13 protein-coding genes are annotated in these 16,814 nt (G+C 50.0%); 10 read left to right on the forward strand and 3 right to left on the reverse strand.

The window, feature by feature from the left end; genetic code table 11:
• The first annotated feature begins 112 nt into the window (after nt 1–112).
• Entirely contained in the window at nt 113–1,789 is a 1,677-nt protein-coding gene (gene recN, locus EJL91_RS17710; RefSeq protein WP_125143315.1) for a DNA repair protein RecN, read from the forward strand.
• 13 nt (nt 1,790–1,802) lie between these two features.
• A complete protein-coding gene (pdxR, locus tag EJL91_RS17715; protein ID WP_125143316.1) occupies nt 1,803–3,182 on the forward strand; it encodes a MocR-like pyridoxine biosynthesis transcription factor PdxR in 1,380 nt (459 codons plus the stop codon).
• Nucleotides 3,183–3,237: 55 nt separating this feature from the next.
• On the opposite strand, the gene EJL91_RS17720 is transcribed toward pdxR, so the two are convergent.
• Nucleotides 3,238–4,662 carry a spore germination protein gene (locus tag EJL91_RS17720; protein WP_125143317.1) on the reverse strand — a complete coding sequence of 475 codons (1,425 nt, stop codon included), beginning with the start codon at nt 4,660–4,662 and terminating at the stop codon, nt 3,238–3,240.
• 597 nt (nt 4,663–5,259) lie between these two features.
• Here EJL91_RS17720 and EJL91_RS17725 point away from each other — a divergent pair.
• The 4 genes from EJL91_RS17725 (at nt 5,260) to EJL91_RS17740 (ending at nt 9,521) form a co-directional block, all read left to right on the forward strand.
• The gene (locus EJL91_RS17725) at nt 5,260–5,991 is read left to right on the forward strand and encodes a CPBP family intramembrane glutamic endopeptidase (protein ID WP_243125444.1); all 732 of its coding nucleotides are present in this window, start codon (nt 5,260–5,262) and stop codon (nt 5,989–5,991) included.
• A 402-nt stretch (nt 5,992–6,393) separates the two neighbouring features.
• Nucleotides 6,394–7,260, forward strand: a complete 867-nt coding sequence (locus EJL91_RS17730; protein WP_479723357.1) for a YitT family protein — start codon at nt 6,394–6,396, stop codon at nt 7,258–7,260.
• Between the two features lie 51 nt (nt 7,261–7,311).
• Complete coding sequence (locus EJL91_RS17735) at nt 7,312–8,067, forward strand: tRNA threonylcarbamoyladenosine dehydratase (protein WP_125143319.1); 756 nt, start codon at nt 7,312–7,314, stop codon at nt 8,065–8,067.
• A gap of 116 nt (nt 8,068–8,183) precedes the next feature.
• Complete coding sequence (locus tag EJL91_RS17740; RefSeq protein WP_125143644.1) at nt 8,184–9,521, forward strand: MATE family efflux transporter; 1,338 nt, start codon at nt 8,184–8,186, stop codon at nt 9,519–9,521.
• A gap of 735 nt (nt 9,522–10,256) precedes the next feature.
• Here the strand turns inward: EJL91_RS17740 and EJL91_RS17745 are convergent.
• On the reverse strand, nt 10,257–11,057 hold the full coding sequence (locus tag EJL91_RS17745) for a transposase (RefSeq protein WP_164516771.1): 801 nt from the start codon (nt 11,055–11,057) through the stop codon (nt 10,257–10,259).
• The gene (locus tag EJL91_RS17750; RefSeq protein WP_243125265.1) at nt 11,005–12,069 is read right to left on the reverse strand and encodes an ISL3 family transposase; all 1,065 of its coding nucleotides are present in this window, start codon (nt 12,067–12,069) and stop codon (nt 11,005–11,007) included. Before EJL91_RS17750 ends, EJL91_RS17745 begins: the two co-directional genes overlap by 53 nt.
• Nucleotides 12,070–12,362: 293 nt before the next feature.
• On the opposite strand from EJL91_RS17750, the gene EJL91_RS17755 reads away from it, so the two are divergent.
• From EJL91_RS17755 to EJL91_RS17770, 4 genes are all read left to right on the forward strand, one after another.
• A complete protein-coding gene (locus EJL91_RS17755) occupies nt 12,363–14,282 on the forward strand; it encodes an NAD(+) synthase (protein ID WP_125143320.1) in 1,920 nt (639 codons plus the stop codon).
• Between the two features lie 43 nt (nt 14,283–14,325).
• Nucleotides 14,326–15,126, forward strand: a complete 801-nt coding sequence (locus tag EJL91_RS17760) for a TrmH family RNA methyltransferase (RefSeq protein WP_125143321.1) — start codon at nt 14,326–14,328, stop codon at nt 15,124–15,126.
• A gap of 228 nt (nt 15,127–15,354) precedes the next feature.
• Nucleotides 15,355–15,792 carry an NfeD family protein gene (locus EJL91_RS17765; protein WP_125143322.1) on the forward strand — a complete coding sequence of 146 codons (438 nt, stop codon included), beginning with the start codon at nt 15,355–15,357 and terminating at the stop codon, nt 15,790–15,792.
• A 1-nt stretch (nt 15,793) separates the two neighbouring features.
• Nucleotides 15,794–16,738, forward strand: a complete 945-nt coding sequence (locus EJL91_RS17770; RefSeq protein ID WP_125143323.1) for an SPFH domain-containing protein — start codon at nt 15,794–15,796, stop codon at nt 16,736–16,738.
• The last annotated feature ends 76 nt before the right edge of the window (nt 16,739–16,814 follow it).

Consider the following 16,814-nt stretch of genomic DNA (forward strand, 5'->3'; position numbering starts at 1 on the left):
TTTGTGAAAATCCCGAGTTATGCGGCGCGAAACGGTGTTTTTTACCGTTTCTGTGCATGATTTTGTTGCAGTTTGGCCGTAGGCTGAACTGTAACGGATAAGGGGTGATAGGATGCTGTTTCATCTGCATGTTAAAAATCTGGCCCTCATCGATTCCGCCGAGGTGGAATTCGATGACGGGCTCAATATACTGACCGGCGAAACGGGAGCCGGCAAATCTGTAATCATAGGCTCGGTCAATATAGCTCTGGGGGCAAAAGCGTCCAGGGATTTGATACGCCAGGGCTGCGACAGCGCCTACGTGGAACTGGTCTTTTCCGTGACCAATGAAAAAAAACGGAAGGAACTTGAGCGTCTGGACGTAATTCCGGACGACGACAGTCTTATTATCATTTCTAAGAAGATCATGCCGGCCAGAAGCATCAGCAAGATCAACGGCGAGACGGTAACCTCGGCCCGGCTGAGGGAGATAACCGGCCTGCTGATTGATATCCACGGACAGCATGAGCATCAGTCTCTGCTCTATCACGCCAGACATCTGGAAATACTCGACGAATACGGAAAATCCCGGGCAGCCGGTTTAAAACAGAATATAGCGGAAAAATACCGTGAGTACATAGAGCTTAAGAAAAAGCTGGAATCCATGAACCTGGATCAGGAACAGAGGCTGCGGGAGATGGATTTCTGCCGTTTTGAGATCGATGAGATCGAGAATGCGGCGCTAAAGCCCGGGGAAGAGGAGGAATGCCAGTCTGTGTACCGCCGTTTTGCCAACGCCAGGAAGATTACGGAGAGCTTGGCTATGGCCCATGAGGCGGTAAGCGCGGACGGCGTGTCAAAGGCGCTCAGGGCCGTGGAGGACGCCCTTCAGTACGATGAGGGTATCCGCAGTATCCGTGACCAGCTCTACGATGTGGATTCGCTGCTCAGCGATCTGTCAAGGGAAATTTCCGCCCATATGGAGGAGATGACATTTGACGGCGAGGCGTTCAGAGAGGTGGAAGAACGCCTGGATCTGATACGGAACCTGGAAAATAAATACGGGAAAACCATCGAGGACGTGTTAAAGAGCCTGGAAGAGAAAAGAAAACGGCTGGAAGAATTGGAACATTACGACCTGCTCCGCGTGCAAACGGAGAAGGCTCTAAAAGAGACAGAGAAGGAACTGGAGAAGATGTCCGCCAATCTGTCGAAGCTGAGACGGAAAATTGCCGCGGAACTTACGGAGAAGATTGAGGACGGCTTAAAAGAACTGAATTTCCTGGATGTGAAGTTTGCGATGGAATTCAGGAAGCTGGGCCACTATACGGCGGCCGGATACGATGAGGCGGAATTTATGATTTCCACAAACCCCGGTGAACCGGTGAGGCCTCTCGGCATGGTTGCTTCCGGCGGTGAACTTTCCCGTATCATGCTGGCCGTGAAGACGGTTCTGGCAGAGACGGATGATATCCCAACCCTGATATTCGACGAGATCGACGCCGGCATCAGCGGACGGACGGCGCAGATGGTATCGGAGAAGCTGGGAGTCATCGCGAAGAGCCACCAGGTTATCTGCATCACGCACCTTCCTCAGATTGCCGCCATGGCGGACAGCCATTTTGAAATCAGAAAAGCGGTGGAAGAGGGAAGGACGACGACCACGATCCGGCCGCTGAACCGCGAACAGATGACGGAGGAGCTGGCCAGACTTCTCGGAGGGGCCGAGATCACCGAGGCCGTACGGCAGAATGCGAGAGAGATGAAAGAACTGGCGGAGCGCAGGAAGAAGGCCGGGAAGGAAGTATAAAATAGGAGGAAACATGAAACTCGACTTGAACGATCCGGGCCAGAGCCGCTATCTGAGAGTTTACAATTATTATAGGGAGTTAATCTGCTCGGGTAAAATGGAGCCTGGTTCCAAACTTCCCTCCATCCGGAAATGTTCGATGCAGCTTCAGCTTTCCAGGACCACGGTCGAAACGGCCTATATGATGTTAGCCGCGGAAGGATATATCATATCACGGCCGCAGAGCGGGTATTACGTGACCGAACTGCTTAATTCGGATCGGGGAAAAGAGTGGGAGAGCGGCAGCGTAAAGAAGGAAGGGCCTGAGATACGGTATGATTTTGCATCCTCCAATGTGGATCGGGACAGTTTCCAGTTCGATCTGTGGCGGCGGTATATTAAGAGCTCTCTGAGGCAGGACGAGCGGCTTTTGTCGTACGGCGAGCCTCAGGGAGAACTGGAGCTTAGGGAAGCTATCTGCAGTTATCTGGGACGCCACCGCAATGTCATCTGTACACCTGATCACATTGTGGTGGGAGCCGGTGTCCAGAGCCTGCTCCACATTCTCTGCCCTATGGTGAAGGACAGAAGGACGGCCTATTTCTACAATCCGGGGTTCAGGCAGGGACGCACCATCTTTGAGGACTTTGAATTCAGGACCCGGGATATCAGAACCGCCCAAGAAAACGGCGGGGCCGAGCCGGGCAGCATCTGTTACCTCACGCCGTCCCAGATGACGGTCTGGGGCGGGGTGATGCATATCTCGGAGCGCATGGAGCTTATAAAAGAGGCATTTGAGCGGGATATCCTGATAATAGAGGACGACTATAACAGTGAATTCAGGTATTACAACAGACCCACCCCGTCCCTTCAGGGGCTGTCGGGCGGACGCAGCGTCGTGTATCTGGGAACGTTTTCAAAGCTGCTCCTCCCGTCCATCCGAATGAGCTTCATGGTGCTGCCGCCGGAGCTTTTAAAGCTTTATAAGGAGCGGGGGCGCTATTACAACCAGACGGCGTCCAAGGCGGAACAGATAGCGCTCTGCCAGTTTATCAGGGACGGCCATCTGGAGAGCCAGATTCGGAAAACCAGGAAATTATATACGGCAAAGGCGAAAAAGCTCTGTGAAGATATCGGAAGGATATTCGGCAGCAGGGCAATTCCTCACCTGGGCGAAGCGGGATTTCTGGTTCTGGCGGAACTGCGCACGGAGCTTACATCGGAACAGATAGCCCAAAAGGCTGCTCAGGCCGGAATCGCCGTCCGCGCCGTGGCGCCGGAGGCAGGGAAGGAAAAAGGACTTCCAAGGATTCTCCTGTCCTGCGCAGCGGTTGGCACGGAGCGCTATGAGGAGGCGCTTCAGGAGCTGTACAGGGTCATTACGGCGGAAGAGAATAACAGCCCTGCAAGGTAACGCAGGGCTGACCGGGGCGACGATAGAGCCGTAGTTTTTTCGTGAAAATTCCAGATTATTTGGAGGAACTGCTTTTTTCTTCATGCGGCAGCCGGTTGCGGACCAGCCGCTTTTTAAGTTCGCTGAAGCTGAACGGAATAAGCGGGTAAATATAGCTTTTGCCTGCAATCGTTTTATTGAATACCAGGCAGAGAATACTGATTACGGTTCCGGCAATAAATCCCCACAGGTTGAATACCGCAGTCAGAATCAGCAGCATCACCCTCATGAATTTCAGGGCATAGCCCAGTTCGAAGCTGGTCTGTGAATAGTTGGCGATGGTGACAAATGCCATGTAAAGCATGGTCTCACTGTTGAACCATCCTGATTTAACCGAGTATTCTCCGAGGACAATACCGGCGATAACACTCAAAGGAGTCGTCAGCATGCTGGGCGTGTTGACGGCGGCCAGCCGCAGGCCGTCGATAGCGAATTCCAGAATCAGAAGCTGGAATATCAGCGCTACATGCACATCATCCGATACCCGGATAAAGGCGAGCCAGTCGGGAATCCACGTCGGATTCTGCATAAACAGAAGCCAGAGCGGCGTTAAAAACAGAGTCAAAAGGAAAATCAGCATCCTGGACAGACGCAGATAAGTTCCCGTGATAGGCGGGAAATAGTAATCGTCGGCTTCCTCAATTATGTCAAAAATAGAGGAGGGCAGTATCATTGCGGACGGGGAGTTGTCCACCAGGATGATAATATTGCCTTCCAGGATGGATGCCGCCGCCGTGTCGGGCCGCTCGGAAAAGCGGAACTTCGGAAACGGGTTATACCATTTGTGAGGGTAAATACATTCGGCCAGACTCTCTTGGTTCATTGTGAGCGCATCGACGTGGAGGCGGGAAATGCGTCCCTTGATCATGGAAAGCAGGTTTTCGTCCACACGGCCGTCCATATAGCAGATGGCAATGTCAGTGTGGGAACTTTCACCGGCATTCATAATCTCCACGCGCATTTTCGGATCGCGGATCCTGCGCCGGATCAATGCCGTATTGAATACGAGCGTCTCGACAAAGCCGTCCCGGGAACCGCGGAGCACCTTATCTTTTTCAGGTTCGCTGACGCCCCTGGAAGGATAAGTGCGGCAGTCAATGGTAAATGCCTTCTCGTAGCCGTCGATCAGCATGCAGGGAACACCGGAGAGAAGCTGGGTGATCAGGATATCCTCATCCGTCTCCAGTCCAATCTCGCCGTAAGGCAGGTACAGCTTGGAAAATTCGTGGGCGTTGTCCGGCATAGCCTCCGGCTTGATACTGCCGAAGGACTGCAGGATACGCAGAAGGGTGTCGTCCTTTGTAAAGCCGTCTATAAAATAAATACAGGCATTCCGGCCTCCCACGCGGATGACGCGGTACACCACATCGAAGTTAATATCCGGACGCAGCAGCTTTTCAAAGCGCTGCATATTCGTTTCCAGTTTATCTGAGATTTTCATTAAAATAGCTCCTCTCATCCTGAATTATGCAAATGAATTTTAGAATAATGGAAAGTATGTGTAAATTTCTGAAAAATATGAGTGAATATTTCGGTAAAAAGTAAATATAATATAAAATGTCCGCCCAAGACAAACGCATTTTTTGACTTATTGTAAAAGACAGACCCCTGTGATGGAAAAAGAATTGTGCAATTTGACCGGATTTTATTGACAAAAGCAGCACATAATGTTATATTTACATAAGCAACAAACTATTTGATGTAACGGTTAGTGAACGTGACCGGAGGAACTGCCTTCTGTGGGGGAAAGGCGGTTCCTTTTTTTTATTTGTGGGAAGAGGATGGCTCTGTTTAAGAGAATCTTCTCCAACATTTGACAAATATATGCGCAGCCATTAGAATTGAAATGACAGTGTGCAATTTCCTCTTTTGGGAAATGAAGGCAGAACTTGCAGCCATGCGGTGAAAGGAGCTTTATTTGAAGAAAATCAAAAATCCTCTGTTGATGGTTATTGCAATTTACATCCTGTGTTTTGTTTTTCGTTTGGTCGAGTATTTTACTATGCGTACAGATCAGACTTTCTGGGGAGAGGCTTTTTTGCATAAGCTTATGGGAATCCTTATCCTGTGTAATGCGCTGAAGTCTTTGTCCTCGGGTATGGAATACATTGGATTTAAGAAACGGAGCGTGTTTTCCCACCTTTTAATGGGGCTGCTGTTTGGGCTGGTAATGTTTGCACTCGCTTATGGAGTAGAGATTATGATGGCCGTATCCCGGGGGAGTTTCCGGACCGTGCAGCTTTACGTCAGCAGTTACGCGGTGGACGGGAATGCGGGAAATAAGACAGGGATTCTGTTTTTTATCATCTGCATATTAGGCAACATATTGAATGTAGTGATGGAAGAGGGAGTTTACCGCGGGCTGTTCCAGAAGATTCTGGAGCAGAAATATACTTTTATTGTTTCAATGCTGACTGCATCCCTGTTGTTCGGGCTGTGGCATGTGGTCGGTCCCATCAGGAATTATTATGACGGCCTGAGCAGCGCCGGCGGTATGGCGGCGAATATTATGATGCTGGTGCTCACAAGCGGCCTGGGCGGCGTGAAGTTTGCGCTGCTGACCAGGATGACGGGATCGCTGTATATGGCCATGGGCGATCATTTTGTAAATAATACGATTGTCAATCTTCTTCACGTCATATCATTTACAGGGGCGGATGAGCTGATGTTCGTCAGGATGGCAGTTGCACAGAGCCTTTCTTTCCTGCTTGTTCTCCTTTTTTATTTCAGGTTTTATGGCGGGAGACGTGAAAGAGCTGGTGAATTATGATCTTAGTTTGAATTTTTAATACATGTTGTCGGGCATAATATGCATATTACGTAAACCATCCGCAGCAGGCAGGGCATAACGGCACACGGTGATGTGCGTTTGCCCTTTTTCAAATATTATTACAGGATATACCGACGGCCTATCCGGGTCCGGTGATCCTTAAGGAGGTAAACTATGAGTTCCGGAAATACGGATCAGAACAGACGGGAAGTTTCAGAAGTTGATTTAAATAAAAAGAGTGACGGCGCGGAGCCGTCTTTAGAGATGGAAGAGCAGGAAGAAGCTGCGCTGATGAAAGAACAGGCAGGGGAGACCGGGCAGGAGCAAATCCCGACGGATGACATCCCGCAGGCGGAGCCGGGGGAGATCGCGAAAAGAGCACAGGAAATCAAGGATAAGGCCGTGCAGATACAGAAGAGAAAAGCTGTCAGAAATCTGATAACCTTTTCGGCCGTCCTTATCTCGGCAATTCTGCAGGCTTTTGTTATACAGGCGTTTATCAGACCTGCGGAGCTGCTGTCGGGCGGATTTACCGGAATTGCCATTCTGATCGATATGCTGACTTCTACCTTTGGAAGAAGTTTCCCTACGTCGTTAGGTATGCTGGCTATCAATATCCCGGTGGCGTTTATCTGCAGCCGCAGCATCAGCGTGAGATTTACGGCATTTTCCCTGTTCCAGGTATTTTTAACAAGTGGATTCCTGCAGTTTCTGCATTTTGAGCCGCTGTTTGACGATCCCGTGCTGAACGTAATTTTCGGAGGATTCCTGATGGGGATTTCCATTGTCATTGCTCTGAAAGGCAATGCATCCTCAGGAGGAACCGACTTTATCGCCCTCTATGTCTCCAATAAGACGGGGCGTTCCATCTGGGGCCAGGTTTTTATCGGAAACTGTGTGCTTTACTGTATATTCGGAATGCTGTTCGGCTGGATGAATGCGGCTTACTCCATCCTGTTCCAGTTTATTTCCACAAAGACAATCTCTACGTTCCATCACAGATTCGACCGGGTGACTCTGCAGATTACGACGGAGAAAGCGGACGAAATGATGGATGCCTATATCAAAGTCTGCCAGCATGGAATTTCCTGCGTGGAGGCTGTGGGCGGATACAGCAGAAAGAGGATGTATGTACTCCATACGGTTATCTCCTCCTACGAGGTGGATGACATTATCAGGCTGATGAGGGAAGTGGATCCCCATGTCATTATTAATGTATTTAAAACAGAGCAGTTTTACGGTAAGTTTTATCACGCCCCAATGGAATAAAAGCGGCGGGTACGTTGATACAGATACTGAAAAAATCAAGAGGTTTATGATATGGACGGAAATAAGAGACGTGAATTTATAAGAACCGAGCTGATCCTTGGAAGCGCCGGAATGAGCAGCCTTAAGACCGCTGCAGTGATGGTTTTCGGTATTGGGGGAGTGGGTTCCCACTGCGCGGAGGCGCTGGCCAGAAGCGGGGTGGGGCGGCTGATCCTGATTGATAACGACGATGTCTCGGAGAGTAATATCAACCGGCAGTGCGTGGCATACCACAGCACGGTGGGTATGAAGAAGACAAAGGTAATGGAAAAGATTATAGGGGAGATTTGCCCATCCACCCAGGTGACGACCTTTGAAACATTTGTCCTTCCGGACAATATGAAAGAAATTTTCCGGAAAGCGGGCAGAGTGGACTATATTGTGGATGCCATTGATACGGTGACCGCGAAGCTGTCGCTGGCGGAATATGCGAAGGAAGAGGGCATCCCGATTATTTCATCCATGGGGACGGGTAATAAACTGCATCCGGAGCTGTTCCGGATTGCCGATATTTCCGAGACCTCGGTCTGCCCTCTCAGCAGGGTGATGAGGAAGGAACTGAAAAACAGGGGAATTACAAATCTCAAGGTGCTGTTTTCCACGGAGAAGCCGGTGACGCCGGATGAAGAACTGGAAGAGCGTCTTATCAGGGAAGAGATTGCAGAGAGCAGTTCCCGCCGCTCGGTGCCTGGCAGCATTGCCTTTGTGCCACCCGTGGCAGGACTTCTGATTGCCGGAGAAGTGGTACGGGAGCTGGCAGGGGTATAAACAGCAGAGAAGTATAAGCGGTAACTCATAGAAGCACTGAATAGTTACCAGAGCAAATATTATGGGAGGGAAAAAAAGTGGAAACAAAGCAGGGGAAAAAGAGCGGCAGTATTCTGATGACAGAGGGCGTTATCTGGAAACAGCTTGTGCTCTTTTCAATTCCGTTGTTAATTGGAAATCTGTTCCAGCAGCTTTACAATACGGTGGACTCCATCGTTGTGGGACAGTTTATCGGCCGGGAGGCGCTGGCGGCAGTCGGTTCCAGCACACCGATTATCACGCTGATTATCGGTATGTTTATGGGAATTGCGGTCGGGGCAGGCGTTATTATATCCCAGTATTACGGGGCGCGCAGTGAAGAGAAGATGGGATGGGCGGTCCATACGTCCATTGCCCTGAGTATTATCGGCGGCCTGCTGCTGAGTGTTGCGGGAATTGCCTGTTCACCGCTGATTCTGGGGTGGATGAGGACGCCGGAGGAGGTTTTTGGCCCTTCCGTCCTCTATTTCAGGATTTATTTTCTGGGTTCGCTTTTTAACCTTTTATACAACATGGGAGCCGGTATCCTGCAGGCTGTGGGAGATTCCAGGCGTCCTCTTTACTATCTGTGCATTTCATCCGTGGTCAACATTGTCCTTGATATCCTTTTTGTTGCCGGTTTCCATATGGGCGTGGACGGTGTGGCCTGGGCGACGATTATTTCCCAGCTTGTGTCGGCAATCCTTGTCATGTCTGCCCTGATGAGAACAAAAGACATTTACCGTCTGGAAATTAAAAAGATCAGAATTGACAAACGGATGATGAAACGGATTCTTAAAATCGGTATTCCAAGCGGAATCCAGCAGTCTATTATTTCCCTTTCAAACGTCGTAGTCCAGGCGAATGTCAATGTCTTCGGAGCCGCGGTCATGGCCGGATTCGGAGCCTACAATAAAGTGGACGGATTCGTGGTACTGCCGATGCAGAGCTTCTGCATGGCAGCCACGACATTTACAGGCCAGAATATCGGCGCCAGGAAACCGGAACGAATCAGGGAGGGAATCAAACAGGGTATCATCATCTGTGCGGCCGTGTCAGCCCTGCTTTCGGTGCTTCTGTTCTTCGAATCGGAACGCATCCTCTCCATCTTCTCATCCGATCCCGGAGTAATCCAGTACGGAATGGTCACCATGCGGATCCTGGTGGGATTCTATGTGGTGCTGGCCGTCCACCAGATTCTGATGGGCGTAATGCGCGGCGCTGGAAAATCCATGGAAACCATGCTGATTTCCGTTGGAAATATGTGCGTTCTGAGAATGATTTACATAAAGCTGGTAATTCCGGTCCTGCCGAGCTACGAGGCCGTGCTCTGGTGCTATCCTCTGACCTGGGTGACAACGATCCTGATGGATATTATGTATATGAAATGGGGGAAATGGATGCTGCCGGGGGAAAATAAGGGGGAAGTTAGTTGAGGGCGAGGACGCTTCTGTAAGATGAAGGCCGGGGGAGTGGGAGGTTGTTTATGAGTCTTCAGTCCCGGTTTGTAGGGTGTGGTGAGGGGGAATCCGGAGAAAAAAATTCCTGCGGGGACACGCTCCCGCTTGTGAAGCGCACAGCGGATGCTAGGCTCGAAAGAACCTCGCCAAGCACCGGCGGGCTTCAAGGTCACCCTTCGGAAAGTTTTTCTCCTCCTTCCCCGGGCAGGTTGTCGACGGGACTGAAGACTCAGCGAAGGTGTAGCCCCGGCCTTCATCTTCAGAGCTGATTGTCTCTTCCATCAAGTGAGGAAAGCACTGTTGCAGCCACTATGTCATCGTGACACTTTTACATTCTGCCGGCATCTTAGAGTAAATTTGATGCTGAGACTAACGCTGAATCTAATGTTAGTTTACGGTTAAATCAGTTCCCAATTTCAATTAAACTCATAAAATTGAAAAGAGGTGAATCTATCGGCGTCCGGAGGAACGTAGTGGTTGCGACAATAGCGTCCCCCTTTGAAGCGTCGGAACAAATCAGCGCCCGCAGTCCATTTTACTCATATAGCGACACCCTTCGCGTCTTCAGTCCCGGTCTATAACCTGCCTGTGGGGGAGGAGGGAGAAAAAGATTCCGAAGGGAACCTGGGAGTTCATCAGCACTTAGGCGGCGTTTTTTGGCGCCTTAGTACTGCTATGTACTCCAAAGAGGTTCTTCCGCAGCTATGGACATTAAGCTTTAAAACCAAAACGAGTCAGCAGTAGCTGGTTGAGATCGAAACCGGGCCGTTTTTCTAGAAAGGACAGGCAAAACTTTTTAAACAGGCTTTCCAGTTTCATTCTTCCATATTCATTCCGTTTCGTGAGTTTGAATTGATTGTTTCCCCCTTCCACAAATCCGGAACTTTCCGGATTCCTGATTGCATTTTTCACTGAGTCTATGTCTTTTTTTATGCTTTCACAAAAGGGCTGGATCCGGCTCTTCTCATACTTCCGGATGAACGGGGCTAATTCTTTCTCATTGGATCCCATCAGGATTTTATGGAATTCTTGGTACATGGTATGGATTTCTGATGTAATGGGATAGGCCTGTTGGATGGCGGAACTGTTTTTCTGCACTGTTTTATCCCGTTTGGTTTTCGCATTGACCGTCAACAAGTACCTTACCACCTGTCCCCGGCTGAGACGGATCACCCCTTCTGCCTCAGAAGAGCGATACGCACAGATCGCGTTGCTCTGTTTCCAGCCGGGAAAGTTATTTTCCTTTAGGCAGTGAATGTAATCCCATATCGTGTTCAGGCTCCCACTGTATCCTTGATACCTGATGTATTGATAAATCGTGAGATCACTTTCACCGTTTTGGATCATCTTGTAAATCAGGTTGGAATAGGCGGCTACCTTCGAACCTTCCTTCCGGATTTCTCTCCGGCCCAGGCGCATGATTTCTTCCTCTGTCATATGGATATATCGGTTTGCTGTCTCATATTTCATGTGGAACTCGTCCATCAGAGGGCGGATCTTCTTTTCTTCCATCTGGGCCCACCTCTCCTGTACGGCACGGATTCGTTCGCTTTTTTTTAATGGCTTCATCCTGTTTTTTCCGAACCGCGTCGCTCAGACGATGGAATTGGCTGTCGAAAACAAGCTCCGTCCCGTCCGTTTTTAAGGGGCAGGCGTTATCATAGTGCAGAGAGGCCATTTTAGCCGGATCGATGGTCCGTTCAACCCAGATCTTTTCAGGCCGTTTTTTCAGAATCTCTCCGTCCTTTAGATAAAGATGGTCCGGTATTTCGTCTTTAGCAAGTTTCGAAAGAGCGGTACTCAGGTTCTGCAAGAGATGAAAACGGTCGGCTATCTGGATACAGTTCGGGCGGGCCAGGCGGATTGCTTCCGAGTAAGCGCTCGCCCGGTCCCGGGCCACCTTGTTTACTTTTTTATGGGCCAGAAGCCATTCCCTCAAAGAGGCTCCGTCACGCCCTGGAAAAAGAGCGAGCGGCAGATGGGTCTGCGCGTTATAAATAACCGTCGCATAGGTCTGCCCTTTTCGGATCGCGACCTCATCCACTCCGATGGAAGTCACCTCCGGATCATCCGGCAGCTGAAACCGGCTGCCAAGCCGCAAGATGGAATCCCCGCTGACCTTTACCCCGATTTGGGCCAGCCTGCGGCTGCTGCCTTCGGCATTTCCGGCAAGAAAGGCGTCCAGGATCATTGCGTTCAGGGCGTCCGTCCTGGTTTGGGAATGTCTTGCGAAGGGAAGGGGTTCTACAAAGACCTTCCGTTGACAGTCCGGATTAGTACACTTATATTTATAAGATTTGACATGAAGGAGTGTGTGCTTGCCTCGGATGGGCGTATCCTGAAGGGTCCGGGTATAAGCCGAATTTAGGGTAGACGACAGGGCGCCGCAATCGGGGCAGGCACAAGGGTGGGACCTGGATTTTAGGTAGAGGTGCAGGGTGGAGCCATCGTCGTGCCACTCATAGATAAAGTGGTTTTCGTCAAACTTTAGGGGGCAGTTTTCCAGTTCCTTATATTTCATCATAAAAGATCCCTTCTTTCTACCACCATTATACCACGGCTGTCCATAGCTGCGGAAGAGCCTCCAAAGAGCGCAAGCGTTTCCCGCAGGAACTTTTTCTGCCCGGATTCCCCACCTTGCGACAACCTAAATCCCGGGACTGAAGACTCACACCCTCCCACCCCAATAATCCCCAGCGAAATGTCCGAATCTCAAAAGAAATTTGACATTTACTGCCAACTTATTTAGAATAAAGAATGTTTATGCTTCAAATAATATAGAAAAATTGATCGGAACCTGCAAAGGAGATAAGTGATATGAAAGACGGATTTATCCGTGTTGCGGCGTCAACACCGGAAGTGAAGGTAGCGGATGTAGAATTTAACAGAGAGCAGATTTGTGCCGGGATTGAAGAGGGCAGGGAGCGGGGAGCTAAGATCATGGTGTTTCCTGAGCTGGTGCTGACCGGTTATACCTGCGGGGAGTTGTTTAACCAGAAACCGCTGCTCTCAAAAGCGAAGGCAGAGCTTGAAAAACTGGTGGATTTTACGGCAGGGAGTGATATGCTCATATTTGTGGGTGTTCCCTGGGAATATAATAATAAGCTTTATAATACGGCGGCGGCAATCCAGGATGGGGAACTTTTAGGCCTTGTCACCAAGATGTCTCTGCCGAATTATTCTGAATTTTATGAGATGCGCTATTTTAACCCGGGATTTGTAAAGCCGGTGGCGGTTCCCTGGAAAGACGGCTATGTCGTCATGGGAAGCAGGCTCTTATTCAACTGTACGAATGTGGAAAATCTGGTGATTGGAGCCGAGATTTGTGAGGATGTCTGGGTTCTGAATCCGCCGAGCATCGCACATGCGGCTGCCGGGGCGACGGTGATTGTCAACTGCTCTGCCAGCGATGAGACGACGGGCAAGAGCGATTACAGGAGAAGCCTCATTTCAGGCCAGTCGGCAAGGCTCCTCTGCGGCTATGTATATGCGAATGCGGGCGAGGGCGAATCCACTCAGGACCTCGTTTTCGGAGGCCAGAATATTATTGCGGAAAACGGCACATTGCTGGCCGAATCACGCCGTTTTGAGAATGAAACGATTTATGCAGACCTCGATCTGGAACGCCTGGAATGCGAACGCCGCAGGATGACGACTTACCAGACGGAGGGACGTGAGAACTACGTCTTTATCGACTTTAATTTGCAGGAGGACGATCGGGAGACGGAGCGCGAGATTGATCCGTCGCCTTTTGTGCCGCATGGTCTGGAAAGCAGGAACAAACGGTGTGAGGAAATTCTCTCCATCCAGGCGATGGGGCTGAAAAAACGCCTGAAACATACAAACTGTAAGTGCGCCGTCATTGGCATCTCCGGCGGCCTGGATTCCACGCTTGCGCTGCTTGTCACGGTCAGGGCATTTGATCTGCTGGGCCTTCCGAGGGAAAATATCATCTCGGTCACGATGCCGTGCTTTGGCACGACGGACAGAACCTACAACAATGCCTGCTGCCTGACGAAGAAGCTGGGCGCGACGCTGCTGGAAGTAGATATCAAGGAAGCCGTGACCACTCATTTCAGGGATATCGGCCATGACAGCTCGGTGCACGATGTGACCTATGAAAATTCACAGGCCAGGGAGCGCACCCAGGTGCTGATGGACCTGGCAAACCAGTATAACGGCATGGTAATCGGAACCGGTGATATGTCGGAGCTGGCCCTTGGCTGGGCAACCTACAATGGGGACCACATGTCCATGTACGGTGTGAACAGTTCCGTTCCCAAGACGTTGGTGCGCCATCTGGTGCGCTATTATGCCGATACCTGCGGGGAAAAGGAGCTTGGGGATGTGCTGCTGGATGTGCTCGACACCCCGGTAAGCCCGGAACTTCTTCCGCCTCAGAAGGATGGGGAAATAGCTCAGAAGACGGAAGATCTGGTGGGGCCGTACGAGCTGCATGATTTTTATCTGTACTATATTTTGCGCTACGGATATCATCCCGGAAAAATTTACCGCCTGGCTCTTAAGGCATTTGACGGGACATATGATAAAGAAACGATTTTGAAATGGCTGAAGGTATTTTACCGCCGATTCTTTAACCAGCAGTTTAAACGCTCCTGTCTCCCGGACGGCCCGAAGGTGGGTTCCGCCGCAGTTTCACCGAGAGGCGATCTGAGAATGCCGAGTGATGCCAGCAGCAGGCTCTGGCTGGATGAACTGGAGCAGATTGAGGCATAATAGGATAATAAAACAGTGAATCCCGATGCCACGGAGGATACAAATGATTACAAGTACGGGAAATAACCACGTAAGGGCAGTGTCTGCGCTTGTTAAAAAGGCGAAGGCCCGGAGGGAGCAGGGGCTGTTTATCGTGGAGGGAGCAAAGATGTTTTCCGAGCTTCCAAAGGAAAAGTTAAAGGAAACTTATGTGTCGGAGAGTTTTCTGCGCCAGCACGGTGAAAATGCGGCTGCGCTTTTGAAAGGAATCCATTATGAGGAGGTATCCGACGATGTGATGAAATACATGTCGGATACGCAGACTCCCCAGGGAATTCTGGCCGTTGCGCAGCAGTTTTACCATACTCTCGGTGAGGTCCTGGATACGGGAGGAAAAGAGGGAGGGAGAGCGGCCCACCTGATGATTCTTGAGACGATCCAGGATCCGGGTAATCTGGGCACAATCCTGAGAGCCGGGGAAGGCGCCGGTATCACGGGAGTTGTGATGAACAGCGCGACGGCCGATATTTACAATCCCAAGGTGATACGTTCCACGATGGGGTCTATTTACCGTGTTCCGTTTGTCTATACGGACGATCTGGAAAAGGCCCTTGTGATGGTTAAATCAAAGGGAATCCGCCTTTATGCCGCCCATTTAAAGGGAACCGGCAATTACGAGGATGAGGATTACCGCAAAGCCACGGGTTTTCTGATTGGCAATGAGGCCAACGGCCTCACGGAAGAGACGGCGGCAATGGCGGACTGCTATGTTAAAATACCCATGGCGGGAAAGGTGGAATCACTCAATGCGGCGGTTGCGGCCTCCGTTCTCATGTTTGAGGCTGCAAGGCAGAGAAGAAATTAAAAATTTAATAAAAAATTTGCTTATAGTTTAGAAATGAGTAATAAAAATGTAAGTTTAGAATATTCAGCCATATGTTGATAAATGTCAGAAAAAATAATATAATAGTATCAAGGAGTATTTCTGTTACCGTTCACACAGGTTGTAGTTTGCGAGGTGTTATCAAAGGCACAACCGTTTTCAGGCAAAGGTGTGGACAATAACGTATTTCCTTTGAAAGGAGAGATAAGTATGGCATGGATAATCTGGCTGGCGGCATTTGTGGTTCTGATAGGAATCGAGGCCGCGACGATGGCGCTTACGACCATCTGGTTTGCCGGGGGAGCAATAGTCGCTTTTTTACTGGCGCTGCTCGGAGCGGGCCAAAACATTCAGTTTGCAGCGTTTTTCATTGTTTCCTGTGCATTGCTTCTTTTTACCAGGCCTTTTGCACTGAAGTTTGTTAACAAGAAGACGGTTAAGACGAATGTGGAGGGCCTTATCGGGAAGAAAGCCAGAGTAACGGCGGATGTGGACAATGATCTGGCCACCGGAGCCGCAGTCATTTCCGGTCAGGAATGGACGGCGCGTTCAACCGACGGCAAGCCGATTAAAGAAGGGACTATGGTAAAGATAGACGCGGTCAACGGAGTGAAACTGATCGTGAGCAGAATCGAGGAGGAGAAATAGAATGGGAGCATTTATAAGTTTTGTCGTTATTGCGATTATCGTTCTGCTGGTACTTTCATCATGTATCAGAATCGTACCGCAGGCACAGGCACTTGTTGTGGAGCGTTTAGGCGCGTATTTGGATACATGGTCGGTAGGAGTCCATTTCAAGGTTCCTTTCATTGACCGTGTGGCAAAGAGAGTAATTCTGAAAGAGCAGGTAGTGGATTTCGCGCCGCAGCCTGTTATCACAAAAGATAATGTTACGATGAAGATTGATACGGTTGTCTTCTTCCAGATTACGGACCCGAAGCTGTTTGCATACGGCGTGGAGAATCCGATTATGGCAATTGAGAACCTGACTGCCACAACTCTGAGAAATATCATCGGTGATCTGGAGCTTGATCAGACCCTGACCTCCAGAGAGACAATCAACACAAAGATGCGTTCCGCCCTTGACGTTGCCACCGACCCATGGGGCATCAAGGTAAACCGTGTGGAGCTTAAGAACATCATTCCTCCGGCCGCTATCCAGGATGCGATGGAGAAGCAGATGAAGGCAGAGCGTGAGCGCCGTGAGGTTATCCTTCGTGCAGAAGGTGAGAAGACATCGGCTATCCTTGTAGCGGAAGGTAAGAAAGCATCGGCTATTCTGGAAGCAGAGGGTGAGAAAGCATCGGCTATCCTGCATGCGGAAGCCGAGAAGGAGAAGAGGATCCGAGAAGGAGAAGGTCAGGCGGAAGCAATGCTCAAGATCCAGCAGGCGAATGCGGATGGTATCCGTTTCTTAAAAGAGGCCGGCGCCGACAGCGCAGTGCTCCAGATTAAGAGCCTGGAGGCATTTGCAAAGGCCGCAGACGGCAAAGCAACTAAAATCATCATTCCGTCCGAGATTCAGGGAATTGCAGGTCTTGTGAAATCCCTTGTGGAAGTCGGGGAGAAAGATGACAATGCCGGTGTAAAATAAGTATTTATCAAAAAGAACCCGATGAAGAGCAGGTTTTGCAGGTTATTCACCGCTTAAGAAAAAACCGGATTAGTCC

It is taken from the genome of Clostridium transplantifaecale (assembly GCF_900626075.1).
GTDB lineage: Bacteria > Bacillota > Clostridia > Lachnospirales > Lachnospiraceae > Otoolea > Otoolea transplantifaecalis.